The organism is Bacteroidota bacterium (assembly GCA_025059945.1).
Classification (GTDB): domain Bacteria; phylum Bacteroidota; class Rhodothermia; order JANXDC01; family JANXDC01; genus JANXDC01.
Genome location: JANXDC010000016.1, coordinates 25125 through 50423 on the forward strand (window position 1 = coordinate 25125; position 25299 = coordinate 50423).

Genomic DNA, 25299 nt, shown 5'->3' on the forward strand with positions numbered 1-25299 from the left:
GCTCTCTTTATAGGCAGCCGGAGTCGCGGTGCAGATGCATAAGACATATCAAGCCAGGCCAGGCGAAGTGGAGCGCAAATGGTACCTAGTCGACGCCGAAGGCAAGACCCTGGGTCGCCTGGCCAGTCGGATCGCGGCGATTCTGCGGGGCAAGCATAAGCCCCAATATACGCCCCACGTGGATGTCGGCGATTTCGTGGTCGTTATCAATGCCGATAAGATCCGGCTCACGGGTCGGAAGTGGACGCAGAAGCTCTATTGGCGTCACAGCGGCTATCCCGGTGGGGTGAAAACGGAGACGGCGCGGGACCTGGCGCAGCGGCGGCCGGAGCGGCTCTTGGAGCTTGCTGTCCGCGGGATGCTGCCCAACACGGTTTTGGGGCGGGCGCAGTTTCGGAAACTGAAAGTGTACGCCGGGCCGGTCCATCCGCATCAAGCCCAGCAGCCGGAACGGATCGAACTGTGAGGGGGCCATTATGGCGTTGATCCAATATCAGGCCGTTGGCAGACGCAAGACGAGCACAGCACGCGTGTATCTGCGGCCCGGCACGGGGCAGATCACGGTCAACAAGCGCCCCTTTGAGGTGTACTTCCCCCTTGCTTGGCATCGGGAAGAGGTCCTGCAACCGCTCAAGTTAACCGGCACACTGGGCCAGTTCGATATAACGGCGACCATCCGCGGCGGGGGCACGACCGGACAGGTCGGTGCGATGCGCTTGGGCATCGCGCGCGCCTTGGTGCGGTACAACGAAGCCTTCCAGGAGCCCCTGCGCAACGCAGGTCTGCTCACCCGTGATCCGCGCATGGTGGAGCGCAAGAAGTACGGCCAACCCAAGGCCCGCAAGCGCTTCCAGTTCAGCAAGCGGTAAAAGGCGCTTTCCCGCATACAACCTCTGCCTGGGCGCATTCAGCTGGATGTGCAGGCGGAGAGCACACATACGTCTGGACCGCCGCGGTGGAGTGTCCCGCCTCGGGGCGGGATGGCCGGGCGGGAGGAAGGGCGTAGAGGCGAAACTCCAAACCGAAAGGATGGGTCATGAGCGTTGTTGCCGAACCCCGCGCGCATCGGGTCAGCCTGGAGGAGCTTCTACAAGCGGGCTGTCATTTTGGGCACTTGACGCGCAGGTGGAATCCCAAGATGCGCGACTTTATCCTCATGGAGCGCAACGGGATCCACATCATCGATCTGCATCGCACGCAGCAGTTGCTCGACGAAGCCTACGAGGCCGTTGTCGAAATTGTCAAATCAGGCAAGCAAGTCCTGTTTGTGGGCACCAAAAAACAGGCCCAAGAGATTATCCGCCGTGAGGCCGAGCGCTGCGGCATGCCTTACGTCGTGGAGCGCTGGCTGGGGGGTATGCTTACGAACTTTGCCACCATCCGGCGTGCTATCAAGCGCATGGAGCTGATCGCCCGCATGGAGACCGACGGAACCTTCGAGAGCATCACCAAAAAGGAGCGCCTGATGCTCATCCGGGAGCGCGAAAAGCTCGAGAAGGTCTTCGCCGGCGTGGCGGAGATGACCCGGCTTCCCGGCGGTGTTTTCGTCGTCGACACCAAACGCGAACACATCGCCGTATCCGAAGCAAACCGGCTGGGCATTCCCGTCATCGCCATGGTGGACACCAACAGCGATCCAGAGCTCATCGACTACCCCATTCCCTCCAACGACGATGCGGCCCGGGCCATTGAGCTCATCACGCGTTTGATCGCGGATGCCGTCTTAGAGGGTCAGGCCGCGCGCAAGCGGGAGGAGGCCATCGCCCGTGCCGAGCGCAGCAAGCGCGCCACGGGACGGGATAAGGCCGGGGCCGAGTCGGATATGCCCGAAAACGAGGGATCTTCGCTATGATCACCGCTGCGGACGTAAAACGACTCCGGGACCTGACCGGAGCTGGGATGATGGACTGCAAACAAGCCCTCGAAGAAGCAGGGGGCGACATCCAGAAGGCCATCGAGATTTTGCGCAAAAAGGGCCAAAAAGTGGCCGCTAAGCGCGCCGAACGCGTGGCCTCCGAGGGGGTTGTGGTGGCTCGGGTCAGCCCGGACGGCAAGCGAGGGGTTTTGGTGGAGGTGAACTGCGAGACCGATTTCGTGGCCCGCAGCGAGGACTTTGTGTGCTTTGCCGATCGCGTGGCGGAGCTCGCGCTGGCCCACGCGCCTGCGGATCTGGAGGCCCTGCAGGCCCTATCCTATGGGGAGGGGCGCACGGTGGCCGAAGCGCTACACGAACTCGTAGGCAAAATAGGCGAAAAGATCGAGATCGCCCGCTTCACCGTACTCCAAGCTCAGGGCGTGCTGGTGGCCTACGTGCACCCGGGCAATAAGCTGGCCGTTCTGGTGGACATCGAGGCCAGCGGGGAGCTGCTTCAGAGCTTGGGCCGCGACATGGCCATGCAGGTGGCCGCGATGAACCCGGTGGCCCTGGACCGGGAGTCTGTGCCCGCCGAGATCCGGGAGCGGGAGCTGGAGATCGCCCGGGAGCAGGCCCGGGCCGAAGGCAAGCCTGAGGCCATTGTGGAGCGCATCGCCCAGGGGAAGCTGGAGAAGTTCTACAAGGAGCATGTGCTTCTAGAACAGCCCTTCATCAAAGACGGGGAAAAGACGGTATCTGAGGTGCTGCGTGCGCACACAGGGGCGCGCTTGTTCCGCTTCGTGCGCTACATGCTCGGTGAGCGCCAACTAGGCTAAGGCTTCCGTTTCAGGATGAGGCGACCCCCGAAAGGTCGCCTTTTTTGTAGCCTTCGAAGGTGGTCTTTCTCAGGGGCAACACGCTATTTTCCCCGCTGGAGGCAGGCTATGGGCTCGTTGCGGTACCGCCGGATCCTGCTTAAGCTCAGTGGTGAGGCCCTCATGGGCCAGCAAGGATACGGCATCGATCCGGAGATGCTGAGGCGCTTCGCACACGAAATCTACGAAGTGCACGCCTTGGGTTGTCAGGTGGCCGTCGTCATCGGAGGAGGCAACATCTTCCGGGGAAGCCAGGCTCAAGCCCTCGGCATGGATCGCGTGCAAGGGGATTACATGGGCATGCTGGCCACGGTGATCAACGCCATGGCCCTGCAAGATGCGCTGGAAAAGCTAGGCGTGCACACGCGCCTGCAGTCGGCTATCAAGATGGAGCAGATCGCCGAGCCCTTCATCCGCCGGCGCGCCATCCGACACCTGGAAAAGGGTCGGGTAGTGCTCTTCGGCGCCGGCACAGGCAATCCATATTTCACAACGGATACGGCCGCAAGCCTGCGCGCTATGGAGATCCGAGCTGAGGTGATCCTCAAGGGGACCCGGGTGGACGGGATTTACGATGCCGATCCGGAGCGGAATCCGGCAGCTGTGCGCTTTGAGCGGATCTCCGGCGCGGATGTGATCCGGTTGGGCTTGGAGGTGATGGACCTGACGGCTTTCACCTTGTGCCGGGAAAACAATATTCCGATCATCGTCTTTAATATGCATGTACCCGGCAACCTGCGTCGCATTGTGCAGGGTGATTCCGTAGGTTCGCTCGTCTACTGGGGCGAGCCGACCCCGGTACTGTAAAGACTAGTTTTAGAGGAGGCCGGAGTATGCTGCCGCTTCCGGAAAACGCCTCGGCGGTGCTGCGGAACGCCGAAGAGCACATGAAGAAGACCTTGCAACACCTGCAGCATGAGTTGCTGCATATCCGAGCCGGTAAGGCCACACCAGAGCTGTTAGACGGCATCAGGGTCGAGTACTACGGCACCTCCATGGCGATCCAGCAGCTGGCCAGTATCTCTACCCCCGATGCGCGGCTGATCGTGGTGCAGCCTTGGGACAAAGGTGCCATCACGGCCATCGAACGGGCCATCCAGAGCTCCGGCCTGGGGCTGAATCCCTCTAATGACGGCAATGTGATCCGCATTCCCATCCCGCCGTTGACGGAAGAACGGCGTCGTGAGCTCGTTAAGCGGGTCAAGCGCATCGGCGAAGATGCCAAGGTGGCCGTGCGCAATATTCGGCGCGAGGCCATCGAGGAGGTGCGCGCACTGCAGAAAGAGGCCCATCTGCCCGAAGATCTGCGGTATGCGGCCGAAGAGGAGATCCAGAAGCTCACCAACCGCTACATCGAACGCATCGATCAGCTGTTAGCAGCTAAGGAAAAGGAGATCCTGGAAGTCTAACTTCCCCAAGGATCCAACCAGGGGGCAGGCGCGCTCGTGCCCTCGTTGATTTCGCAAAGCGCCCTATGGCAGAATTTGTACACCTGCACTTGCATACGCAGTACAGCCTACTCGATGGCGCCTCTCGGATCGAAGACCTTATGCTTCGGGCCGCGGAACTGGGCATGCGGGCCGTAGCCATCACGGATCACGGCAACCTATTCGGCATCCCGGAGTTCGTCGCTGCGGCCAAGGCCCGTGGCATCCGCCCCATACTGGGCTGCGAGTTTTATTTGGGACAAAAAAGCCGCTTCGATAAGACCGATAAAATCCGCTATCATCAAGTGCTGTGGGCCAAAAACGCGCAGGGCTACCGCAACCTGGTGCGTCTGGCTACGCTGGCGTATCTAGAGGGGTACTACTACAAGCCCCGCATCGATAAAGAGCTGCTGCGCGAGTGCCGGGAGGGCCTGGTGGCGAGCACCTGCTGCCTGCAAGGCGAGATCCCCCAAACGATCCTGCGCCACGGAGAAGAGGAGGCCCGGAAGGTTTTTGAATGGTGGCTGAATCTTTTCGGAGAGGATTTTTACGTCGAGCTGCAACGGCACGGGATTCCGGAGCAGGAGCGGGTAAACGAGGTGCTTCTGCGCTGGGCGCGCGATTACGGGGTGCCCGTGATCGCCACCAACGACGTACACTACATCCGGCCCGAAGATCACGACGCGCAAGACGTGCTTCTGGCGCTGCAGACGGGCAAGGATCTGCACGATCCCAATCGGCTGCGTTTCGAACAGCGCGAATTCTATTTCAAAAGCCCGGAGGAGATGGCCAGGCTATTCCAGGACGTACCGGAGGCGCTGGAAAACACGCTGCGCCTGGCCGAGTCCTGCACCTTCGAGCTCCGCTTCGGGGATGTGCTGCTGCCGTATTACGAGCTTCCTCCGGGGTTTCGGAGCATGGACGCGTATCTGGAGCATTTGGCCTTCGAGGGCGCCCGCCGTCGTTATGGGGAGATTACTCCGGAGATTGCGGAGCGCCTCCGCTATGAACTCAAGGTCATCAGCCAGATGGGCTATGCGGGCTACTTTTTGATCGTGCAGGACCTGACCAACGAAGCCCGCCGCCGAGGCGTTTGGGTGGGGCCTGGACGCGGTTCGGCTGCGGGATCGCTTGTGGCTTATGTCATCGGGATTACGAACGTCGATCCGCTGCGCTACGATCTGCTCTTTGAGCGTTTCCTCAACCCCGAACGCGTCTCGATGCCTGACATCGACATCGATTTCGACGATCGGGGACGGCAGCTGGTCATCGATTACGTGGTGGAAAAGTACGGACGGAATTCAGTCTGTCAAATCATCACCTTTGGCACCATGGGCGCGCGCGGCGCCATACGCGATGTGGGCCGCGTGCTGGGGTTAAGTCCCAAGCAAGTGGATGCGATCGCCAAACTCGTTCCCGAGGGGCCCAAGGTCTCGTTGCGCCAAGCTCTACAAGAGGTCCCTGAACTGGCCCAAATGGCCAACGGGCCGGATCCCACGCTGCGCAAGCTGTTTCAATTCGCTCAGGTGCTGGAGGGCTCTCCGCGTCATACGGGGGTGCACGCAGCGGGCGTGATCATCGCCCCTGGGGATCTCATGGAGTACGTGCCCTTATATCGGGCCGAAGGCGGGGTCGTGACCACCCAGTTTGAGGGAGCCTGGGTCGAACAGTTCGGCCTGCTTAAGATGGATTTTTTGGGGCTGGATACGCTGACGATTCTCAAAAACGCCGTGGCCATGATCCGGGAAAACCACGGCGTTGCGATCGATCTGGATCGCATTCCCCTGGACGATCCCAAGACCTACGCGCTCTTTCAGCGCGGCGAGACGATCGCCGTCTTCCAATTTGAATCCGAGGGCATGCGCCGCTACCTGCGCGAGCTCAAGCCCACCTGCATCGACGATCTCATCGCCATGAACGCGCTCTACCGGCCAGGGCCCATGGATTACATCCCCGTCTACATCCGCCGCAAACACGGCCTGGAGCCGGTTGAGTATCTGCACCCCATGCTAGAGCCCATTTTGCGGCCTACCTACGGGATCGCTGTCTATCAGGAGCAGATCATGCGCATTGCGCAGGTCATGGCCGGCTACAGCTTGGGACAGGCCGATCTGCTTCGGCGCGCGATGGGCAAGAAAAAGCCCGAGGAGATGGCGCAGCATCGGGATCTCTTTGTGCGTGGGGCCATGGAACGGGGCGTAGACCGGGAGACGGCGCTGCGCGTCTTCGAGATGATGGAAAAATTCGCCGGCTACGGCTTCAACAAAAGCCATGCGGCGGCCTATGCCATTTTGGCCTATCAGACCGCGTATCTGAAAGCGCATTATCCCGCGGAGTTTATGGCAGCTGCCCTTACGGCCGAAATCGGAAAAGCCGATCGCATCGCCTTCTTGCTCGAAGAGTGCCGCCGCATGGGCCTGGAGATCCTGCCTCCCTCTGTAAACACAAGCCGGGCGCACTTCTCCGTGCAGCGCGGCGCTATCCGCTTCGGGTTGGCCGCCATCAAGGGGGTAGGGGAGAGCGCGGTGGAGGCGATCCTGGAGGCCCGCTCCCGAGGCGGGCCGTTTCGGACACTGTTTGAATTTTGCCGCCGCGTCGATCTGCGCTCGGTCAACCGGCGTTGCCTGGAGGCCCTCATCGTAGCCGGAGCCATGGACGAACTAGAGGGCACGCGGGCGCAGAAACTAGAGGCGGTGGAGGCCGCCATTCGCTATGCGCAGCGCGTCCAAGAGGCCCAACTGGTCGGCCAAAATAGCCTCTTTGAGGCCCCCAACGGCGAATCTGGTCTGATGCCGCCTGAGCCCCCCTTGCCGGCCCTTCTTCGAGACTGGAGCATCATGGAAAGGCTACGTCGGGAGCGCGAGCTACTGGGGTTTTACCTGTCGGGGCATCCTTTGCATCGCTATCAGGATGAAGCCCGGGCGCTAGCCACGGCTTTCTTCGGACAGCCGGATGGCATCCAGGACGGACAGAAAGTGCGCGTCGTGGGCATCGTTGTCGAAGTCCAGCGTCGCACAGACCGCCGGGGCAACCCCATGGCGTTCGTTACGCTAGAGGATCTGACGGGCTCCGGAGAGGTCATCTGCTTCGCCGAAGCCTTTCATAAATACCAGGCCTATCTAGAACTCGACCAGGTATTGGTCGTCCTCGGTATTGCCGACACCCAGACGGGTGCGCTTAAGATCCGCGTCCTGGAGATCTGGCCGATCGCCTTAGCCCGCGATACCCTCATCGAGGGCGTGGTACTGCATCTTGGGCTTGATCAGCTCGCAGAACCTCTCGTGGAGGACCTATACGCCGTTTGTCAGCGCTACCCCGGTCAGCGTCGGTTGGAGTTTCTGTTGCATTGCCCCGAGCGATCCCGACCGCAGCGGCTGCGTGCCCGGCGCGTGCTTATCGATCCCGTCCCCGAGCTAGTGGCCGAGTTGCGCCAGCTGCTGCCGTCCGAATCCATCCAGCTTCTGGTTCGGACCAACGGCCTGTAGAGATTGCGCTTGCCCGGCCCCTCAGCTACCTTGTGCCGGTTACCGGAGGAGGCGCGCTATGCGGTCTAGGATGTACCCGTGGCTTGTTGCACTCTTGTGGGCAGGCCCCTCGGCTTGGGCGCAGGGCGATGCGAGCCTGGCGCGTCTGGAGCGCGAAATCGCTCGTCTGGCCTCCATAGCCGGAGGGCGAGTGGGGGTGGCGGCCGTGCACATCGAGACCGGTCGTTGGGTCGCGCTCAACCCGCAGGAGCGCTTCCCGATGGCCAGCACCTACAAGGTCCCCATCGCGATCGCGCTCTTAGAGCGGGTCGATCGCGGAGAGCTGCGGCTTGATGCGCTGGTGCCGATCGACACATCGGACGTAAGCCCCGGATCCGGCACGTTGGCCGATCTGTTTCAGCACCCCGGCGTGGCGCTTTCGGTGCGCAACCACCTAGAGCTCATGATGCTCATCAGCGACAACACGGCCACCGACGTATGCCTGCGCCTAGTCGGCGGCCCCGAGGCCGTAACCGAGCGCCTGCGCGCCTGGGGGATCGAGGGAATCGGCGTGCACCGGCCCACCAAGCGGCTAATCGCCGATTGGCTCGGGCTGGAGGATCAAACCGCGCCTTGGTCTATAGCGCGTTTTCGCAGCGCGCAGGCCCGCCTGAGCCCAGAGGCGCGCCAGGCGGCCGCGGCGCGCTTCGATGCGGACGAACGCGACACGGCCACCCCTGTGGCCATGGCCGAGCTGCTGCGTAAGCTTTTTCTGGGGCACTTCTTAAGCCCGGGCAGCACCGCCTTGTTGTTGGACATCATGTACCGGTGCCGAACGGGTCCGAACCGGCTTCTTGGGCTACTGCCTGCGGGCACGCGCGTGGCGCACAAGACGGGCACCATCGGGGGTACGCTAAATGATGTGGGCATCATCGCCCTGCCCGACGGGGCCGGACACGTGGCCATCGCCGTCTTTATCAAGTCCTCCGACCGGGACACGGCCACGCGCGAGCGGGCCATAGCCGAGATCGCCCGAGCCGTGCACGATTATTTTCTGTTTGTGCGCCCCTAAAGCCGAGAGGTCCGCTATGGGAGAGCTGGAGCGCGCCCTGCGCACGGGCGATCTTACCCTGCTTGTGGTGGGCTTGGTCATCGGATCGGGCATTTTTCTGGTCCCCGGTGTGGTCCTGCAGCAGGTCGGAGGATACGCGGGATTGGCGCTCGTTGTGTGGATAGCAGGGGGGCTGCTTTCGCTTTTGGGCGCCCTTACGTACGGTGAGCTCAGCGTTCGGCATCCGCAGGCCGGAGGGCTGTACGCGCACCTGCGCCAAGCTTTCGGGCCCCTTGTGGCTTTTCTGTACGGATGGACGCTGCTACTGGCTATCGCCTCTGGGGCGCTGGCCACGCTTGCGGTGGCCTTTGGGGAGTATCTGGCCCACCTGGTACCGTTGGGTGCGCTCGGGCAGAAGGTGGCGGCCGCCGGGCTCATCCTGTGCGTGACGGCCGTCAACGTGCGCGGGGTACGGCATGGAGCCCGGTTGCAGAACGGCACCACGCTCTTTAAAATCGCCTCCCTACTGGGCCTAAGCCTGCTTCTGTTGTGGCTCTCAGAGGGCTCAGGGCTTAGGGAGCAGCGTGCACAGTGGTGGCCCGCCACCTGGGATCCGGCCTGGCTTAGCGGGGCCGGACTAGGTCTGATTGGTGTCCTATGGGCTTACGAGGGCTGGCAGTATGGAACCTTTAGCGCCGGGGAGGTCCGAAACCCCCGGTGCGCTTTTCCGCGGGCCTTCAGCGTGGGGCTTCTTGTGCTTATCGCGCTCTATAGCCTGGCCAACTTGGCCTATCTTGCCGCCCTGGGCTCGGCGCGCATGGGGGGCTCTGTGAGCGTGGCTGCCGAGGCCGTATCCCACGTATGGAGCCCCGCGGCCGGCCGTTGGGTGGCCCTGGCCATTCTCGTCTCCATTCTGGGCGCGGCCAACGGGCTCGTGCTTACGGCTTCACGCGTCTACTACGCCATGGCTCGAGACGGGTTGCTTTTCGCCTGGCTCGGTTGGGTGCATGTGCGATACCGTACGCCGGTTCCGGCGCTTTTGGTGAGCTCAGCCTGGTCTCTGCTGCTGGCCCTGCTGGGCACTTTCGAGACCCTCTTGACCTATGTTGTCTTTTCGGGCTGGCTCTTCTACGGGCTGGGGGCGCTAAGCCTATTTGCGTATCGACGTCGGGATCGGTCGAAGCCTTCGGAGGCTGTTTATCGGGTGCCGGTATATCCGTGGACGCCCGTGCTTTTCGCGCTAGCCGCATTAGGGATTGTGCTCAATACGCTTTTGGCCCGGCCCGCTCAAGGGGCGGTGGGGCTGTTGATCGTCGCCACAGGCCTGCCCGTATACGGGCTCTGGCGCTGGCGCGCCCGCCGAGTTGCGGCTTCCGCCGAGCCTGAGGCTTCCCGGTGAGCTCACTGGCTGGCAGGAAAGGGGGATACAATGGACCACTACGCGGCCTACCGTCGGTTGCGCTTTGAGCGGCCCGAAGAGGGGATTCTGGAGGTGATCTTGGACGTTCCGGGTCGGCTCAACGCCGCGGATGCCGAGCTGCATCGGGAGCTGGCCTACGTTTGGCGCGCGATCGACGAAGACCCCCGTGTTCGGGCCGTGATCGTGCGCGGCCAAGGGGGGGCTTTTTCCGCCGGCGGGGACTATACGCTTATCGAGTCCATGATGCAGGACTACGGCACGCTGGTGCGGGTTTGGAGGGAGGCTCGGGATCTGGTCTACAACGTGATCAACTGCTCAAAGCCTATCGTCTCGGCCATCGAGGGCCCCTGCGTGGGCGCCGGTTTGGCGGTGGCCCTGCTGGCCGATGTTTCGATCGCGGGGCGTTCTGCCCGCATGCTGGACGGACATCTTCGCCTGGGCGTGGCCGCGGGCGATCACGCTGTGCTGATTTGGCCGCTTTTGGTCGGAATGGCCAAGGCCAAGTACTACTTGCTTCTAAACGAGCCCATATCGGGGGAGGAGGCTGAGCGTATGGGCTTGGTATCCCGATGCGTAGACGACGACCGGGTCTACGAGGTGGCGCTTGAAGTGGCGCGGCGCTTGGCCCAAGCCAGCCCCACGGCCGTGCGGTGGACGAAGTACGCCCTTAACAACTGGCTGCGGCTTTTCGGGCCGGCCTTTGACACCTCACTTGCCCTGGAATTTCTGGGCTTCCTGGGCCCGGATGCTCGTGAGGGGCTCAACGCGTTGCGCGAAAAGCGGCCCCCCCGTTTCGAGCGGGAGGTGCCGCTTTAACGGAGGGCCTCCTCAAACCAGACGGCGAGTTGAAAGCCCGCTCCCGCTAGCCCCGCGTTCTGCATGTTTGCGATCAGCGCCACCACCACGCTCGTTTCGGGCCGCAGCAGCAAAATGGCGCTTCCGCCCACGGCCCCGCCCGTATGCCAGACCGTGCGGCGTCCTGCGCGTTCCCCGGTGGACCAGCCGATCCCGTAACCCGTGGGCCGGCCGTCGCGGGTGCGTTGCGAGCTGAAGAGCAACTCCACGGTCTGCGGCCGAAGCAGACGGCCTTCGAGAAGCCCGGAGCCGAAGCGCACCAGATCCTCGGCTGTGGACAGAAAGCCGCCTCCGGCCCACTTGACCGAATTATCCACATACGGGGCGTTGAGAATTCGGCCCAGGGAGTCGCGCACGTAAAAACGAGCCCGGCCCAGGATGAGGCTGTCCGTGTGTTCGGCTACCGTATAGCGCATGCCGAGGGGCTCGAAGACGCGTCGGCGCATGAGGCCCAGGAACTCCTCGCCTGAGGCACCCTCGATGACGGCGCTTAGCAGGTTCCAGCCGTAGCTGGAATAGCTATACCGGGTGCCGGGTTCAAAGAGCAGGCTGTCGTCCTGAAAGACGCTAAGCGCCTCCAAGACGCTGCGGTAGCGGCGGCTGCTCAGAAACTCTTGACCCCGATAGTGCCGGATCCCGGCCAGGTGCCCGGCCACCTGACGGACCGTAATGGGCCAGCGTTTGCGCGGAAAGGAGGGCACGTAGCGCTGCACCTCAGCGTCTAGGTCCAGCCGCCCCTGCTCCCAAAGTAGCCCCAATGCGGCCGAGGTAAGGGCCTTCGATACGCTGGCCACCCGAAAGCGCGTGCTGGGCCAGACGGGAACGCGGTTTTCCAGGTCCGCCCAGCCAAAGCCCTCCGACCACACGATGCGTCCCCGGATGGCCACGGCCACCTGTAGTCCCGGTATGGCCCGATCCCGCATAAGCGCAAGGAGCGAATCGCGCGCCCGTTCTATTACGGGCGCAAACCGGCCCTCGACGGCCGGCGCTTGCGCCAGCGGCAGCGCCTGCTGCGCCGACACCCGAAAGGCGACCCCAAGCAAAAACAGCAGCGCCAAAACCCTCTTCAACATGGCGGTCCTCCTCTGCCATGGCCGTGTCGCGTCGCTAGACTCCAGATAACGCCTGCTCCAGGTCCGCTATGAGGTCCTCAGGATGCTCGATTCCGACCGAAAGCCGCAGCAGGTTTTCCGGTGCGCGCGTGCCGGGCCCTTCAATTGAAGCGCGATGTTCGATTAGGCTCTCTACCCCGCCCAGGCTAGTGGCGCGGATAAACAGGCGCGTGCGCGCCGCCACGGCCAAGGCCTCCTCGGCTGAGCCGCGCACCAGAAAAGCGACCATGCCTCCGAAGCCGCCTGCCATTTGGCGTTTGGCGACCTCATGCCCCGGATGGCTCTCGAGGCCCGGGTAGAAGACGGCCTCCACCCGCGGGTGGGCGCAAAGAAAGCGGGCCACGGCCAGGGCGTTTGCCGAGTGCGCGCGCACGCGATAGGGCAACGTTCGGATGCCCCGCAGCAGCAGCCAGCAATCAAACGGTGAGGGCACGGCCCCGCCCTGGATTTGGATAAAGCGGATGCGTTCAAAAAACGCATCCGCTTCGCGCGCGATGACGGCGCCCCCCGTTACGTCGGAATGGCCGCCGATGTACTTCGTTGTGGCGTGCACGACGAGGTCTACCCCGAATTCCAGCGGACGCTGCAACACGGGTGTGGCCCAGGTGTTGTCGCATGCGACGCGGGCTCCAATCTGGTGGGCGATGCGCACCGTTTCGGCGATGTCCGTGATGCGCAGCAAGGGATTTGAAGGGGTCTCCACCCATACCAGGCGCGTATTGGGCCGCAAGGCGGCGCGCAGCGCATCCGGATCCCAGACGTCGGCGAATGTAACCGCTAGCTTCCAGTCCACAAAAAGCCCGCGCAGCAGTTTCGCCGTGCCGTGGTAGACGTCTTGGGGCACGACGACGTGGTCTCCGGCCTGAAGGGCCTGGAAGACGGCCATAATGGCCGCCATGCCCGAGGAGAAGACGGCCGCTATTGAGCCGCCCTCAAGCTGGGCTAAGGCCTCCTCAAGCTGAACCCGATTGGGATTGTTCAGGCGGCTGTAGATGTACCCATGCGGAAAGGAGCCGTCTGGGGCTCGTTCAAAGGTCGTCGACAAGTATATGGGTGGAACCACCGCCCCTGTCGTGGGGTCTGGATGTAGGCCTGCGTGTACGGCCAGCGTCTCTAAGCGCATTTTGGGTTTCCCGTTTCTCTAAAGGCACCGCTTACGGGCGGCGGTAGGTGATCCGATAGATCGCGCCCGCGTGATCATCGGAGACCAGAAGCGAGCCGTCAGGCATCACGAGCACGTCCACAGGCCGGCCCCAAACGGAGCCATCCGGCCCCAGCCAGCCCTCCGCGAAGACCTCGTAGGAAACGGCTCGATTGCCCTCCAGACGCACAAGCGTAAGGCGGTACCCGATGGGGGTGCTGCGGTTCCAGGATCCGTGCTCGGCGATGAAGATCTGATTGCGGTATTCGGCCGGAAACAGGGAGCCGGTGTAGAAGCGCATACCTAAGGCGGCCACATGAGGGCCCAACTCTTGAACCGGGGGCACGAAGGCCGAACAAGGCCGCCTGCGCCCGTATTCGGGGTCCGAGATGTTGCGGCCGTGGCAATACGGATAGCCAAAATGCAGGCCCGGACCCGGGGCTCGGTTGAGCTCATCTGGGGGTAGATCGTCGCCCATCCAATCCCGGCCGTTGTCCGTAAACCAGAGCTCCCGCGTTACGGGATGCCAGTCGAAACCGACCGTGTTGCGCACCCCGCGGGCGAAAACCTCCACGTTCGATCCATCCGGATCCATGCGCAGAATCGTGGCATATGGGTCCTCGCGCTCGCAGATGTTGCAGGGGGCGCCTACGGGAACGTAGAGTTTCCCGTCGGGCCCGAAGGCGATGAATTTCCAGCCGTGATGGCGATCCGAAGGCAGTTTATCCGTCACCACCACGGGCTGAGGGGGGTTCTCGAGGCGGTTTTCGATGTTGTCGAAGCGCAGGATCCGGTTGACCTCGGCCACGTAAAGGGAGCCGTCGCGAAAGGCCACCCCGTTGGGCATGTTGAGCCCCTGGGCGATTGTGTAGACGCGATCGGCACGGCCGTCGCGGTTTTCGTCCACCACGGCGTAGACCCGGCCGGCGGTTCGGGTGCCCACAAACAGGATCCCGCGAGGGCTTAAGACCATGGAGCGGGCGTTAGGCAAGTTGTCGGCGAAAACGCTGATCACAAATCCAGAAGGAAGCTTGATACGCTCAAGGGGAAGCCTAGAGGCGGTCTGCCTTTGTGGATCCTCCCCTCCGGAGGAGGGGGCGGAATCAGGGGCACAGTGGCAGCCGATTCCGAAGCTCACAATCCAGCTAAGCAACAGCATGCATCGCACTCCTATGTGGTTCGCGGCACGCACGGCATAGATGGTACACAATCACGCCTTATGGCGCAACGTCGGTTTCTTCATTCGAGGACCAGACAGAAAAGCACGCGGCGGTTTTGGGCGTAATAAAGCCGGCCCCGCCGAAGCAGACACGCATCGGATTCAGGAGCGCGGACCTCGTGCGAGATCTGATCGCTCCAGAGCCGCCTTCCATGCGGACCGTCCCAAACCTCCAGCCAGGTGCCCCGGTCCGCTCGAAACGCGACCCCAATCCACCAGCGTCCCCAAGAGAGCGCCTCCAAATGCCCCGGATCCGCCTCCAGGAGGAACGGGGCTTGGAGCACGGGCTCGGGAAAGCAGGCATCCTGATGCGAAACCGGGGGTTTCGCCTCCGGCCGCAGCGCCTCCACGAGGCGACGATCCGAACCGAGGGCACGCCGGAGCCGGCCGCTAGCCGGATCGAGAAGCTCGTAGAGCAGCTCAAGCCCCTGACGACGATATGCGCAGAGCCCCTGTTCGGGATGCCAAAACAGCAAGCTATGCGCAGCCGAACGCCAGCGCTCTCGCCCCGTCTCGAGCTCAAGCGCGATCAGACCGCGGTGCTCAGGCAGCCTCGGGTCGGCATAACCGTGCACGAGCACCAGGTTCTCGCCTACGGCCTCTAGGCCCAGCCACCACGGCTCTTCCGGGTTCTGCCATCTCCAGCGCAGTTGGCCGGTTTCGGCCTCCAGAGCGACCAGGTGCGCCGTCTTGCGCTCTGGATCCCGGACCTCGGCGATCAAGAAGGACCCTTCGAAGGCGATCCGCCACAGGCGGGCGCCGCTATCGAAGCTCCAATATCGCATGGTCCGAGACTAGAGGCAGGCCAAGAGGGCTTTAACGCAGTCGTTCGTATATGGCGCGCCCGATCACGGCGGGGCTGCGCACAACCGTGACTCCGGCCGCTTCGAGAGCGGCCATTTTTTCGGCCGCTGTTCCGGAGCCTCCGGAGATGATCGCGCCCGCATGCCCCATGCGCCGGCCCGGTGGGGCCGTCTGGCCGGCTATGAAGGCCACGACGGGTTTGCTTACGTGTTCGCGTATGAAGGCCGCGGCTTCTTCTTCGGCCGTCCCCCCGATTTCGCCGATCAGCACGATCCCCTCGGTTTCGGGATCCTGTTCGAAAAGCGCAAGCGCATCGACAAACCGGGTGCCGATTACGGGGTCGCCGCCGATGCCGATGCAAGTCGACTGGCCCAGTCCAAGCTGAGTGAGCTGATAGACGGCCTCGTAGGTGAGCGTGCCGCTGCGGCTGACGACCCCGATGGAGCCGGGTTGGTGGATAAAGCCCGGCATGATGCCGACTTTGGCTTTGCCGGGGGAGATCACGCCTGGACAGTTGGGCCCGACTAGCCGCACACCGCGCTTGCGCACGTACTCATAGGCCCTGAGCATATCCCGGGTTGGGATCCCCTCGGTGATGCAGACAATGAGCGCGATGCCTGCATCGGCGGCCTCCATGATGGCATCGGCCGCAAACGCCGGAGGCACGAAGATGATCGACGTGTTGGCGCCCTCCTGGCGGACGGCTTCGTAGACGGTGTTGTAGACCGGTCGCTCCAGGTGCCGTGTACCCCCTTTACCGGGGGTGACCCCGGCGACGACCTGGGTGCCGTACTCGATCATCTGTTGGGCGTGAAAAGTCGCTTCCCGTCCCGTAAAGCCCTGTACGAGAAGGCGGGTTTGCTCGGAGACCAGTATGCTCATGAACCGCGCACCCCCTTTTTTAGGCCGGCTCCGAATATACGGCCCCTGCTGAGCGAGGGCCAAGTGTGGCCCCCTGGGAGCAGACGGAGAGCAGATGGGCAAGGGGCAAATCCGGATCTCCCAGATTCGCAAGCAGTCCTTCAAGCGCCGCTAGCAGCGCTTTCATGTCCAGGCCCCGGTAGGAGCTTGGCGCCTGAGCCAGCCGAGCTCGGCTTCTGGTGAAAAGGGTGTAAGCTCCCTTCGGGTTGCCTCGCTGAAGATGCAGGCAACCTGCCGCCAGCTGCGCCCAGCCCTTCCAGAGCGCGCGCTCCGGTTCCCGGGCCGAGCGCCAGCCCCTCTCCCAAGCTTCGTGCGCCTCCAAGAAGGCTTCTTTTAGGAAACACGACAGGCCCTCTTGCCAGTATGCCTCTAAAGTATCCATCATTTAGCAGGCCAAGAGGCGCTTGAGGTATCGGCTCCGCTCTCGGCTGGCGATAAGCTCCCGACCGTCGAGTAACACAACTTTCAGGCGGCCGCTAAACCAGGGAATGAGCTCCCGGATTGCATCCAGCCGCACCAAAGCGGAGCGGCTGATGCGCAGGAATCGCTCCGGATCCAGACGCGCCTCCAGTTGCTCCAAGGAGCTGCGCAGCAGGTATCGGCGCTCTGGGGTGTACAGGTACGTCAGTCCGTCGTGAACTTCCACGGAGAGCACCTCCTGCAACGACACCAAGACCAGGCGGTTGCGGTAGGGCACCGCCAAATGCTGAGGGGCGGGGGAGGCGGAGGGCCGGCGCTGATGCGCCTGCACGAACAGCCGGGCCCGCTCTAGGGCCTCCGAGAGGGCGCGCAGCTCGACGGGCTTAAGCACGTAATCGAGGGCTCGGACCTGAAAGGCGCGCAGGGCGTAATCGGGGTAGGCCGTAACGAAGATCACGTACGGCGGGCGGGCCATTTGCGCGCGCAGGCGTTCTGCCAAGGCCAGACCGTCTTGCTCCGGCAGCTGAATGTCCAGCAAGATCACATCAACCGGTTTTTGCTCAAGCAGGCGGAGTGCCTCCTCGGCGTCGGCCGCTTCGGAGACGAGCTCCACGGCCTGCATACGGCTTAGCAGCCGACGCAAGCGATGTCGGGCCGGCTCTTCGTCCTCCACGATCAACACGCGCAGCGGATTCGGCTCCATGGCCGCTCTCCTCCAACGGACGAGGCAGGCGCAGGCGCGCGCACGTGCCTTCGGCGTGGCTGTCGAACTCCAGAAGGCCAGCCAGGCCGTACAGATGCGCCAAGCGCTGGGCCAAGTTGGTTAAACCCGTGCCGAAAAAATCGGTTCGGTCTGGCTCAAAGCCCGAAATGCCCGGCCCGGTATCCGAGACCTCCACCCAGAGTGCCTCTCCGTCAATCCAGGCGCGAAGGCGCACCGTTCCCCCACAAGCCTGACGGGCAACCCCATGCTGCACGGCGTTTTCTACAAGCGTCTGCACGGCCAGCGTGGGCACGGGCCAATCGAGGGCCTCGGTCGCGATATCGTATTCGACGCGCAGCCGCCGGCCCAGGCGCGTACGCTCTATGTCCAGGTAGCTGGTGACCAGCTCCAGTTCCGTCTCCAGGGGTACGAGCGCCTGTCCGGCGTGTTCGAGCACATGGCGGAACAAGTGCGCCAGGCGCTCGACAGTGGCCTCGGCCTCTTGCGGGCGGTCCTCGATGAGCGCCGCAATCGTGTTGAGCGTGTTGAATAGAAAATGCGGATTGATGCGCGCGCGCAAGGCGGCCAGCTCCGCTTCGGCCGTGCGGCGCACCAGGGCTCGTTCGCGTTCCAGAAAGGCCCATCGCTCAGCGGCTTGCGCTATATAGGCTGCCCAGGCGCGGGCTCGCTCTATGTCGTCCAGGTTGAACACGCGCCTCCGGCGGCCCAAGGCGAGCAGGCCCCAGGTCTGGTTTTCGGTTCCTATCGGCACAAGCAGGCCCGTGTGGCGCGCCTCCAGAGCGCGTTCAAGCTCCCCAGGCAGATGAGATCGCGGCAGCACCGGAGAGGGCATCCAGAGGCCGTCTTGGGGGGTGGTCCTGTAAAGCGCGCGCCAAAATGACTCCGGGCCTGGGTCCGAGGGCCAACCTTGCAAGATCGCGGGGCGCTCTGGAGGAAAAAGAGCCAGGGCGGCCCAGGGGGTTTCGAAGAGTTCTGCGCTGGTGCGCGCGGCCTCCTCAGCCATCCGGGCCAGATCCCCGTAACGACTCAAGGCTTCGCCAGAGCGGCGCAGGCGTGCCCAGTAGGCGCGCTCATCGGCCAGCAGCGTTCGTTCCAACACCCGATAGGCGATCGGAGCGATCGTGGCCAGCGCCGCAGCCGCTAGCCAGTCCCTGGCCGGCACGGGCAGGGGGCCAGAGGGGTCCCAAAATCCGCGCAGCAAACTATAGCCCCACAGCCCTACAAGGAGCGTCCCCAGGCCCGCTACGGCTCGGCGCATCACCACGGATACAGGTCCGTACTTAAGGGTGCTATAGGTGAGCAGCAGTACGGGAAACAGGCTCAATACCTGCACCAATAGCACAAGCCCCACGGTGAACCGATCGGTCGTGTAGGCTACTTCGGGTAGTATCCCCAAAACGGCCATGAGGGCTAGCAGACACAGGGCCAAAAACAACCCCGTGCCCATGCGGCTCATCCAGCCCGGGCCGGGCTCTAATGGGGGCCCCATGAGCAGAAGTCCTGAGGCTCCCATCATGTACGCGCTTACACACAGCAGCAGAGAGGCGGTGAGGGTGTTGATCGTAAACCCCCCTGGCCAGCCGCTGAAAAAAGCCGCGCTAAACAAGAGCCCTGCATAGAGGCTCGGTGGGACAAAGCTCCACAGGCTTAAGGGAAGGGGAACGGGCCACACGGTCCGCGCTGCACGCCAGAGCAGAAGGCTCGGAAAGGCGAGCCAACCCAGTACGGCTAGAAACGTTAGCCCGGGCAGCAGGGCCGGCGTAGGACCCTCAAGGGGTCCCCAAAGGGACAGGAGCAGGATGCGAGCGGTGTTGCCGCCAAACCACAGCGCTCCGAGCGCGATCAGGCCTACGTCGATCCAGTGGCGGCGGTTGCGCCAGGCCAACGGCAGCAGGATGAACAATCCAACCCCGTGCACCAAGAAGCCGAATCCAAACCCCCATCCGGCTGCCGCCCACAGCACAGGATCGATGGGATACAGCAAAGCGGGATACTCGGTGATGCGCACGGTAACGGAGAACAGGCGCTCTCCTCGAAGCAACTCGTACAAGACCTCTGAGCCCGGCTTAATGCCCCGTATCGCCTGGTCTACCGCTTCGAGACTAAAGAGGGCGCGGCCTTGTATGCGCACCAACCGATCGCCTGCTCGGATGCCGGCCCGGTCCGCGGGTCCGCCGGGAAACACAAAACCCGCCTCCGGACCTCGGCCTTGGTCGCGCCAGTGCACCCAGTCGTAGCCGCGCGTCTGGGGAAAGTGCGGCTCCCCAAAGGCGCGAAAGCGAGCCCAGTCCAGCCCGATCTGATACAAGGGCACCAGGGCCCAGGCCGGCACCAAAAGCAACACAAGTTTTGCTGCGGTCGCGCGGGCCACGAACGCAAAGTACGCCCCTAAACCCAAAAAGCCAATCCGGCAATCGCGCCCTTGTTTGCCCCGTCCGCTTTAGGCAGCTAATTTTGGCGTTCCTGACATGACGGCTCGCGACGCCTATATCAAGGCCTATCTTGAGCTGCTGGTGGAGCGCTACAATCGGCCGGAGTTCATCGGATCAGACCCCGTAGCTTGCGTGCACGCCTTTGATGATCCCCGAGATCAAGAAATCATAGGGCTCTTCGCGGCCCTTTTCGCCTGGGGGCGGCGCGATGTGGTTTTGCGCAAGCTCTTTGAGCTCTGTGAGCGCCTGAACCTAGCCCCTCGTTGGTATGCGCTCACCTTCGAGCGGCATGAGGGGGAGAGCTTGCGGGGCTTTGTCCATCGTACGTGGTCGGAACACGATCTGTGCGCGTTCTGGCGAGGTTTAGGTCGGATCCTGCGGCGTTATGGATCCCTGGAAGCCGCCTTTTACGCGGGCTACGAGCCACAGGCTCCTACCGTGGAGGGAGCCCTAGAGCGCTTCATCGGCCTTCTGGAGCAAGAGGTGGGCAGAAACGCAAGGCGGCACCTGAGGCGTCCTTCAGAGGGCTCCAGCTGTAAGCGTCTCAACTTGTATCTGCGCTGGATGGTGCGTCGGGATCGCATCGTGGATCTGGGCATTTGGGCTGAGGTAAATCCAGCACAGCTCATCATACCCCTCGACGTGCATGTGGGCCGCGTGGCTCGGGCCCTGGGCCTGTTAAGGCGCAAAAGCACCGACTGGCGTGCGGCCCGAGAGTTGACCGAGCGCTTGCGCGTCTTTGATCCGGAAGATCCAGTGCGGTATGATTTCGCGCTGTTTGGTCTGGGGGTGTTCCGGGAGCCCCTGCCTGATCTAGAGGGCGCTATGGCATGAAGCGCGCGCCGCTTTGGGTGCTGTTTCTGACGGTGCTCATCGACCTGATCGGCTTTGGGATTGTGCTACCCCTTTTACCTTTTTACGCCCGTCGGTATGGGGCGAGCGAACTTGAGATTGGCCTTCTGTATAGCGTCTATTCCCTGATGCAGTTTCTGTTCGGGCCTCTCTGGGGTAGGCTCTCAGACCGGATCGGCCGTCGGACCGTGATCTTGGTTAGCGTAGCGGGATCGGTGGGCTCATATCTGCTTTTTTCGTGGGCGCGTTCGGTGGAGCTGTTGTTTTTGGCCCGCCTCTTCGCCGGTGTGGCGGGTGCCAACCTAGCCGTTGCGCAGGCTTATATCGCCGACGTGACCCCGCCGGAGGCGCGTGCCCAAAACATGGCCTTAATCGGCGCCGCTTTCGGCCTGGGTTTCGTGTTAGGGCCTGCTATCAGCGGCACCTTTATGCCCCTGGGTTACGCGGTGCCCCCGCTTATCGCGGCTGGGCTTGCCGCTATAAACTGGCTGATGGCTTTTCTCCTGCTTCCGGAGCCGGAACGCCGTACGGACCTTCCGGAACAGCATCGCCTGCCGGCGCTCAAAAGCCTTGGCGGGCTTTTGCGTCGGCCCCGGCTGGGGCCCCTGCTTGGGGGTGCATTTCTGCTTTCCTTCGCGCAGGCCAACATGTACGGGATCTTCCCCCTGCTGGGCTCTGAGGTGTTGGGCCTTGATGAGCGTCAGGTGAGTTACCTGTTCATGTACTTGGGCCTGCTTTCGGTGTTCGTACAGGGGGTCTTGGTGCGCGTGCTCGTCCGGCGTCTGGCGGATCGACATCTTTTCTATTACGGAGTTGGGATGAGTGCGGTGGGATACGCGCTGTTGCCTCTTTGGCATGATCTAGCGGGCGCTTTGCTCCTGTTGGGCCTCCTTGCAGTCGGCAGCTTGGCCGTGCCCGCTCTAAGCGGCCTTATCTCGCGCTCGGCGGGTCCTCAAGAGCAGGGACTAGTCCTCGGCGTAGCGCAAAGCCTAGGCAGCCTGGGCCGCACTTTGGGACCTGCCTGGGGAGGCCTATGCTACGGTCTGCATCACGGCCTGCCGTTCTGGAGCGCCGCGGGTGTCTTGGTGTTTGCCTTGGTGCTCAACCGGTCCCTTTTCAGAATCTCACACCCCCCATCCGTCTCGCGTTCCGATATATGAAGGATCGCCGCTTGACCCGATTGCGTCGGTACCTCCTTACGGGGCTTTTGGTGTTGGCCCCGACGGTGATCACGTATCTCGTGTTGCGCTTTCTGTACGAGACCCTGGAGGGGCTACTCGGCCCGAGCCTGCGTCGGCTGCTCGGGGTGGAATTGCCCGGAATCGGCATCCTGGGTCTGTTTTTATCGGTGCTGTTGCTGGGCGCTTTTGTCTCGCGCGTCGTAGGCTATAGCCTTTTTCAGTGGTGGGAGCGTCTTTTGCACCGCATGCCCTTGGTGGGCGCTATCTACAGGGCCGCTCAGCAGACGATCGGGATCTTTGCCCGGCCCTCTGAGGAGTCCTTTCAGCGCGTCTGCTTGGTTCCTTTTCCCCTGGAGAGCGACTCTTGGGCGCTGGGCTTTGTAACGGGCCAATCGGAGTTGGACGATGGGCAGCTGTGGCTGCACGTTTTCCTCCCCACCCCTCCGATCCCGTCCAACGGCATGCTGCTTTTCGTCAAGCCAGAGCGAGTGCGCTATCTGAGCTGGAGCGTCGCCGAGGCGATGCAGTTTGTGGTCTCCTTCGGCAGCCTAAGCCCGGGGGGCGCTCGTCTGGTTCTGCTAAGCCCCGAGGAGGCCTTCGGCTCCAAAGCGCGGCCGTCGGCCTCTGCGGGATCGGCGCAGGGTTAGCCCTCCTCCGGTTCTCCCCCGCTTCGCGTCGGCGTCCGCCTGGGCGCGGGCCGAATCTCCAGGGGTATGCTGCTGCGATGGGAGCCGGATGCGAACTCTAGCCTGTAGCGACCGGCGCGCAGGTAAATCTGTCCGTCCTGAGCCGGCTGCCAGCCGAGGCCAGCTGCTTGCACTAAGCCGGGGTCAACGGCCAAATCCCACGTGTGTACGTTAAAGCCCCGATCCGCCGAACCCCGCAGCACCTTCAAGGGTCGGCCCTGAGCGTCTAGGACCGTGATCGCCGAAGAGTCCGTTCCAGCCTCGCGCAGCCACCAGACCAGGCGCACAGAGGGCCGGATCGGATCGCGCCAGTTTGGCCTGCGGCCCCAATTGGGGTTTTCTGGGATGGGCTCCAGGGCGAAGGCGTGGATCGGTTTGGCCAAGACGGAGTCCACAAGCTGCTGCACCTCTTCCAGGTCCAGCACATAGATGCTTCTTCCGTGGGTGGCCACGACTAGGTCTTTGTCGCGCGCCTGAATTTTGATGTCGTAGACGGCCACATCCGGAAGCCCGCCCATGAGGGGCTCCCAGCTGCGGCCCTGATCCAGGCTGATGTAGAGGCCGTCCTCGCCCCCTAGATACAGGATGTTCGGGTTTACCGGATCCTCCCGGATCACGTTAAGAGCTAGCCGGCGCGGCAGCCCCCTTGACAAATCAACCCATGTCTGGCCGTAGTCCGTGGTCTTGTACACATACGGGGTGAAGTCGTCCTCCCGATAGCCGGTCAAGGTCACGTAGGCCGTACCCTCCTGATAGCGGGAGGCCACAACGCGCGTAACCCACTTGCGCGGGGGTACGGTCGCGTTGCGGTTGCGCGGCCTGGGGGCGTTTACCTCGGTCCACGTCATCCCGCCGTCGCGCGTCACCCAAATGCGTCCGTCGTCGGTACCTACCCAGATGAGCCCGAAGCGCAGCGGGGATTCGTCGATCGTCGTAATGGTGCCATAGGGCACATCGCCCTCGCGGCGGCCGAAGGTGAGATCCGGGCTGATGGGCGTCCAGCTGCGGCCTTGATCCAGAGAGCGAAACAGGCGGTTGGCCCCAAAGTAGATGATCTGTTGGTTGTGCGGGGACGGGATCACGGGAGTGAGCCAGTTGAAGCGCAGAGGCTCTTCTCCCAGCTTGTGCCGGGGTCGGATCGGGGCTCGCTCGCCGGTTCGGCGGTTGATGCGAAAATAGTTGCCGAACTGAAAGCCGGCGTACACGAGCTCGTTGTTCGACGTATCGGGCTCTGTGTACATCCCGTCGCCCCCCAGAAGCCGGCGCCAGCCGTCGCGTTCCTCGCGCTCCCAGACGCGTTCGATCGAGCGCCGTTGCCCATACCAGACCCCGTTGTCCTGCAGTCCCCCGTAGATGTTATAGGGGCGAGCGTTATCCACGGCGACCGTGTAAAACTGGCCTACGGGGACCGTGTTGAGCACCTGCCAGGAGACCCCGCCGTCGTAGGTCACGTTCACCCCGCCGTCGTTGCCGTTAATCCAGTGCAGCGGGAAGGCGGGGTTTTTCCAGAGCGCATGGTGATCTACGTGCACGTTGGGCCTGTCCACGGCCCGAAAGCTCTTGCCCCCGTCCTCGGAGTACAGCAGGGGCACCCCGGCCACGGCGAGGCGATCCGGGTTTTGCGGATCGACCCAGATTTTGCCGAAGTAGTAGCCGTACGTGAAAAAGACGCCGTCCAAATATGCCGTATGCGTTTTGCGCCAGCTGCGGCCGCCGTCATCGGAGCGGTAGATCTCAGGCCCGATGATGGGGGTTTCAAACAGGGCCCGATTGGCGTCCCCGCCCAAGTACTCGTAGAGCGTTCTGGGGCTGATCTCGCCCTTTTGGATGAGCTCCCGGATGCGCGCGGCCGTGTACTCGGCCGGAAAGTCATTGGCGCGCAGAAAGGCTTCCAGCGTATCGATCGGCACGGCCAGGAAGGCCTCTCGCGTCATAGTGGCCAGTTTCCGCACCGTAAGGATGCGCGTCGCTTCGGCCGGTTGCCCCTCCTCTGGCCGGTGGGTTTGGTTATCGATCACCGCGTAGAGCACGTTCGGATTGCTGGGTGAGATGGCAAGCCCGATGCGGCCCACGTGTTCCCCCTGGGGTAGGCCGTTGCCCAGGCGTGTCCAGGTTTCCCCGCCGTCGGTGGACATCCAGATGCCGCTGCCCGCTCCCCCTTCGACGAAGTTCCACGCCCGCCGCTCCCGCTCCCAGGTGGCCACATAGAGGATGTTGGGGTTTTGAGGGTGCACGACGAGATCGATGGCCCCCGTGCGGGGGTTGACGTAGAGCGTTTTGCGCCAGCTGCGACCGCCATCGGTGGATTTGTACACCCCTCGGTGCTCATCTTGGCTGTAGAGCTTGCCGATCGCGGCCACCCAAACGATATCCGGATTCTGCGGATGCACCCGAATGCGGCCGATCCGATGCGTTTCTGCCAGGCCTACATACTGCCACGTTTTGCCTCCGTCTGTGGATTTGAACACGCCCAAACCCGCATAGGAGGAACGGCTGGAGTTGTTCTCCCCGGTTCCTAGATAGAGCACGTCCGGGTTGCTTGGTGCCATGGCTAGATCCCCCACGACCTGCGTGGGAAGCTCCTCACTCAGAGGCGCGAAGGTGGTCCCGTTGTTGCGCGTCTCCCAGACGCCTCCGGAGGCGTAAGCGACCAGAAACCGAAACGGGTTGCGGGGATCGACCTCGATGTCCACCACGCGCCCGCCCATCTGCACGGGCCCTACGTTCTCGAAACGCAAGTTTTTAAAGCGGGACTCGGCCTTGCGCCGCAGATGTTCCTGCACCGGTTCCGGCAGGCTTTGAGCCCAAGCGGGCCAAGCCACTAGCAGCCACAGCCAGGCATGTCGCATGGGAAACCTCC

Annotated in this window: 22 protein-coding genes; 13 read left to right on the plus strand and 9 right to left on the minus strand. The window is 63.1% G+C overall.

Annotated features, from left to right (window positions below; genetic code table 11):
- Positions 1-34 precede the first annotated feature (34 nt).
- The 10 genes from rplM (at position 35) to NZ993_09395 (ending at position 10908) form a co-directional block, all read left to right on the plus strand.
- Positions 35-466 (plus strand): 50S ribosomal protein L13, encoded by a 432-nt coding sequence (gene rplM / locus NZ993_09350; GenBank protein MCS7155990.1) that lies wholly within the window; start codon positions 35-37, stop codon positions 464-466.
- Between the two features lie 10 nt (positions 467-476).
- A complete protein-coding gene (gene rpsI / locus NZ993_09355; protein ID MCS7155991.1) occupies positions 477-869 on the plus strand; it encodes a 30S ribosomal protein S9 in 393 nt (130 codons plus the stop codon).
- Between the two features lie 167 nt (positions 870-1036).
- Positions 1037-1852 (plus strand): 30S ribosomal protein S2, encoded by an 816-nt coding sequence (rpsB, locus tag NZ993_09360; GenBank protein ID MCS7155992.1) that lies wholly within the window; start codon positions 1037-1039, stop codon positions 1850-1852.
- On the plus strand, positions 1849-2691 hold the full coding sequence (gene tsf, locus NZ993_09365) for a translation elongation factor Ts (GenBank protein ID MCS7155993.1): 843 nt from the start codon (positions 1849-1851) through the stop codon (positions 2689-2691). Before rpsB ends, tsf begins: the two co-directional genes overlap by 4 nt.
- Before the next feature lie 108 nt (positions 2692-2799).
- Positions 2800-3537 (plus strand): UMP kinase, encoded by a 738-nt coding sequence (pyrH, locus tag NZ993_09370; protein ID MCS7155994.1) that lies wholly within the window; start codon positions 2800-2802, stop codon positions 3535-3537.
- Between the two features lie 26 nt (positions 3538-3563).
- Positions 3564-4139: a ribosome recycling factor gene (gene frr, locus NZ993_09375; protein MCS7155995.1), complete on the plus strand. Its 576-nt coding sequence runs from the start codon at positions 3564-3566 to the stop codon at positions 4137-4139.
- Positions 4140-4204: 65 nt separating this feature from the next.
- A complete protein-coding gene (dnaE, locus tag NZ993_09380) occupies positions 4205-7642 on the plus strand; it encodes a DNA polymerase III subunit alpha (GenBank protein ID MCS7155996.1) in 3438 nt (1145 codons plus the stop codon).
- A gap of 58 nt (positions 7643-7700) precedes the next feature.
- Positions 7701-8693 (plus strand): class A beta-lactamase, encoded by a 993-nt coding sequence (gene bla, locus NZ993_09385; protein MCS7155997.1) that lies wholly within the window; start codon positions 7701-7703, stop codon positions 8691-8693.
- 16 nt (positions 8694-8709) lie between these two features.
- A complete protein-coding gene (locus NZ993_09390; protein ID MCS7155998.1) occupies positions 8710-10071 on the plus strand; it encodes an amino acid permease in 1362 nt (453 codons plus the stop codon).
- A gap of 30 nt (positions 10072-10101) precedes the next feature.
- On the plus strand, positions 10102-10908 hold the full coding sequence (locus NZ993_09395; protein MCS7155999.1) for an enoyl-CoA hydratase/isomerase family protein: 807 nt from the start codon (positions 10102-10104) through the stop codon (positions 10906-10908).
- Here the strand turns inward: NZ993_09395 and NZ993_09400 are convergent.
- The 8 genes from NZ993_09400 to NZ993_09435 form a co-directional block, all read right to left on the minus strand.
- Positions 10905-12020: a beta-lactamase family protein gene (locus NZ993_09400; GenBank protein MCS7156000.1), complete on the minus strand. Its 1116-nt coding sequence runs from the start codon at positions 12018-12020 to the stop codon at positions 10905-10907. The two genes, NZ993_09395 and NZ993_09400, sit on opposite strands and share 4 nt — an antisense overlap.
- Before the next feature lie 34 nt (positions 12021-12054).
- Positions 12055-13182 (minus strand): aminotransferase class V-fold PLP-dependent enzyme, encoded by a 1128-nt coding sequence (locus NZ993_09405; GenBank protein ID MCS7156001.1) that lies wholly within the window; start codon positions 13180-13182, stop codon positions 12055-12057.
- 31 nt (positions 13183-13213) lie between these two features.
- Positions 13214-14359, minus strand: a complete 1146-nt coding sequence (locus tag NZ993_09410; protein ID MCS7156002.1) for a sorbosone dehydrogenase family protein — start codon at positions 14357-14359, stop codon at positions 13214-13216.
- 80 nt (positions 14360-14439) lie between these two features.
- Positions 14440-15204, minus strand: coding sequence for a DUF4905 domain-containing protein (locus NZ993_09415; protein MCS7156003.1), 765 nt, complete (start codon positions 15202-15204; stop codon positions 14440-14442).
- Positions 15205-15235: 31 nt separating this feature from the next.
- Complete coding sequence (sucD, locus tag NZ993_09420; GenBank protein ID MCS7156004.1) at positions 15236-16105, minus strand: succinate--CoA ligase subunit alpha; 870 nt, start codon at positions 16103-16105, stop codon at positions 15236-15238.
- 19 nt (positions 16106-16124) lie between these two features.
- Positions 16125-16529, minus strand: a complete 405-nt coding sequence (locus NZ993_09425; protein MCS7156005.1) for a DUF309 domain-containing protein — start codon at positions 16527-16529, stop codon at positions 16125-16127.
- Complete coding sequence (locus NZ993_09430) at positions 16530-17237, minus strand: LytTR family DNA-binding domain-containing protein (protein MCS7156006.1); 708 nt, start codon at positions 17235-17237, stop codon at positions 16530-16532. It abuts the gene before it with no gap.
- Entirely contained in the window at positions 17125-19659 is a 2535-nt protein-coding gene (locus tag NZ993_09435; GenBank protein ID MCS7156007.1) for a histidine kinase, read from the minus strand. The genes NZ993_09430 and NZ993_09435 overlap by 113 nt, the downstream gene beginning before the upstream one ends.
- 97 nt (positions 19660-19756) lie before the next feature.
- Between NZ993_09435 and NZ993_09440 the strand changes: the two genes are divergently transcribed.
- From NZ993_09440 to NZ993_09450, 3 genes are read left to right on the plus strand one after another with little or no spacing between them, the layout of a single operon-like run.
- A complete protein-coding gene (locus NZ993_09440; protein MCS7156008.1) occupies positions 19757-20554 on the plus strand; it encodes a TIGR02757 family protein in 798 nt (265 codons plus the stop codon).
- A complete protein-coding gene (locus NZ993_09445; GenBank protein ID MCS7156009.1) occupies positions 20551-21732 on the plus strand; it encodes an MFS transporter in 1182 nt (393 codons plus the stop codon). Before NZ993_09440 ends, NZ993_09445 begins: the two co-directional genes overlap by 4 nt.
- On the plus strand, positions 21729-22400 hold the full coding sequence (locus NZ993_09450; GenBank protein ID MCS7156010.1) for a DUF502 domain-containing protein: 672 nt from the start codon (positions 21729-21731) through the stop codon (positions 22398-22400). The genes NZ993_09445 and NZ993_09450 overlap by 4 nt, the downstream gene beginning before the upstream one ends.
- Here the strand turns inward: NZ993_09450 and NZ993_09455 are convergent.
- Complete coding sequence (locus NZ993_09455; protein ID MCS7156011.1) at positions 22397-25288, minus strand: glycosyl hydrolase; 2892 nt, start codon at positions 25286-25288, stop codon at positions 22397-22399. The two genes, NZ993_09450 and NZ993_09455, sit on opposite strands and share 4 nt — an antisense overlap.
- Positions 25289-25299 lie beyond the last annotated feature (11 nt).

Bases quoted from the DNA above. Each gene is read 5' to 3' on its own strand.
- rplM (MCS7155990.1), top strand. From the start codon at position 35: ATGCATAAGACATATCAAGCCAGGCCAGGCGAAGTGGAGCGCAAATGG.
- rpsI (MCS7155991.1), top strand. From the start codon at position 477: ATGGCGTTGATCCAATATCAGGCCGTTGGCAGACGCAAGACGAGCACA.
- rpsB (MCS7155992.1), top strand. From the start codon at position 1,037: ATGAGCGTTGTTGCCGAACCCCGCGCGCATCGGGTCAGCCTGGAGGAG.
- tsf (MCS7155993.1), top strand. From the start codon at position 1,849: ATGATCACCGCTGCGGACGTAAAACGACTCCGGGACCTGACCGGAGCT.
- pyrH (MCS7155994.1), top strand. From the start codon at position 2,800: ATGGGCTCGTTGCGGTACCGCCGGATCCTGCTTAAGCTCAGTGGTGAG.
- frr (MCS7155995.1), top strand. From the start codon at position 3,564: ATGCTGCCGCTTCCGGAAAACGCCTCGGCGGTGCTGCGGAACGCCGAA.
- dnaE (MCS7155996.1), top strand. From the start codon at position 4,205: ATGGCAGAATTTGTACACCTGCACTTGCATACGCAGTACAGCCTACTC.
- bla (MCS7155997.1), top strand. From the start codon at position 7,701: ATGCGGTCTAGGATGTACCCGTGGCTTGTTGCACTCTTGTGGGCAGGC.
- NZ993_09390 (MCS7155998.1), top strand. From the start codon at position 8,710: ATGGGAGAGCTGGAGCGCGCCCTGCGCACGGGCGATCTTACCCTGCTT.
- NZ993_09395 (MCS7155999.1), top strand. From the start codon at position 10,102: ATGGACCACTACGCGGCCTACCGTCGGTTGCGCTTTGAGCGGCCCGAA.
- NZ993_09400 (MCS7156000.1), bottom strand. From the start codon at position 12,020: ATGTTGAAGAGGGTTTTGGCGCTGCTGTTTTTGCTTGGGGTCGCCTTT.
- NZ993_09405 (MCS7156001.1), bottom strand. From the start codon at position 13,182: ATGCGCTTAGAGACGCTGGCCGTACACGCAGGCCTACATCCAGACCCC.
- NZ993_09410 (MCS7156002.1), bottom strand. From the start codon at position 14,359: ATGCTGTTGCTTAGCTGGATTGTGAGCTTCGGAATCGGCTGCCACTGT.
- NZ993_09415 (MCS7156003.1), bottom strand. From the start codon at position 15,204: ATGCGATATTGGAGCTTCGATAGCGGCGCCCGCCTGTGGCGGATCGCC.
- sucD (MCS7156004.1), bottom strand. From the start codon at position 16,105: ATGAGCATACTGGTCTCCGAGCAAACCCGCCTTCTCGTACAGGGCTTT.
- NZ993_09425 (MCS7156005.1), bottom strand. From the start codon at position 16,529: ATGATGGATACTTTAGAGGCATACTGGCAAGAGGGCCTGTCGTGTTTC.
- NZ993_09440 (MCS7156008.1), top strand. From the start codon at position 19,757: ATGACGGCTCGCGACGCCTATATCAAGGCCTATCTTGAGCTGCTGGTG.
- NZ993_09445 (MCS7156009.1), top strand. From the start codon at position 20,551: ATGAAGCGCGCGCCGCTTTGGGTGCTGTTTCTGACGGTGCTCATCGAC.
- NZ993_09450 (MCS7156010.1), top strand. From the start codon at position 21,729: ATGAAGGATCGCCGCTTGACCCGATTGCGTCGGTACCTCCTTACGGGG.
- NZ993_09455 (MCS7156011.1), bottom strand. From the start codon at position 25,288: ATGCGACATGCCTGGCTGTGGCTGCTAGTGGCTTGGCCCGCTTGGGCT.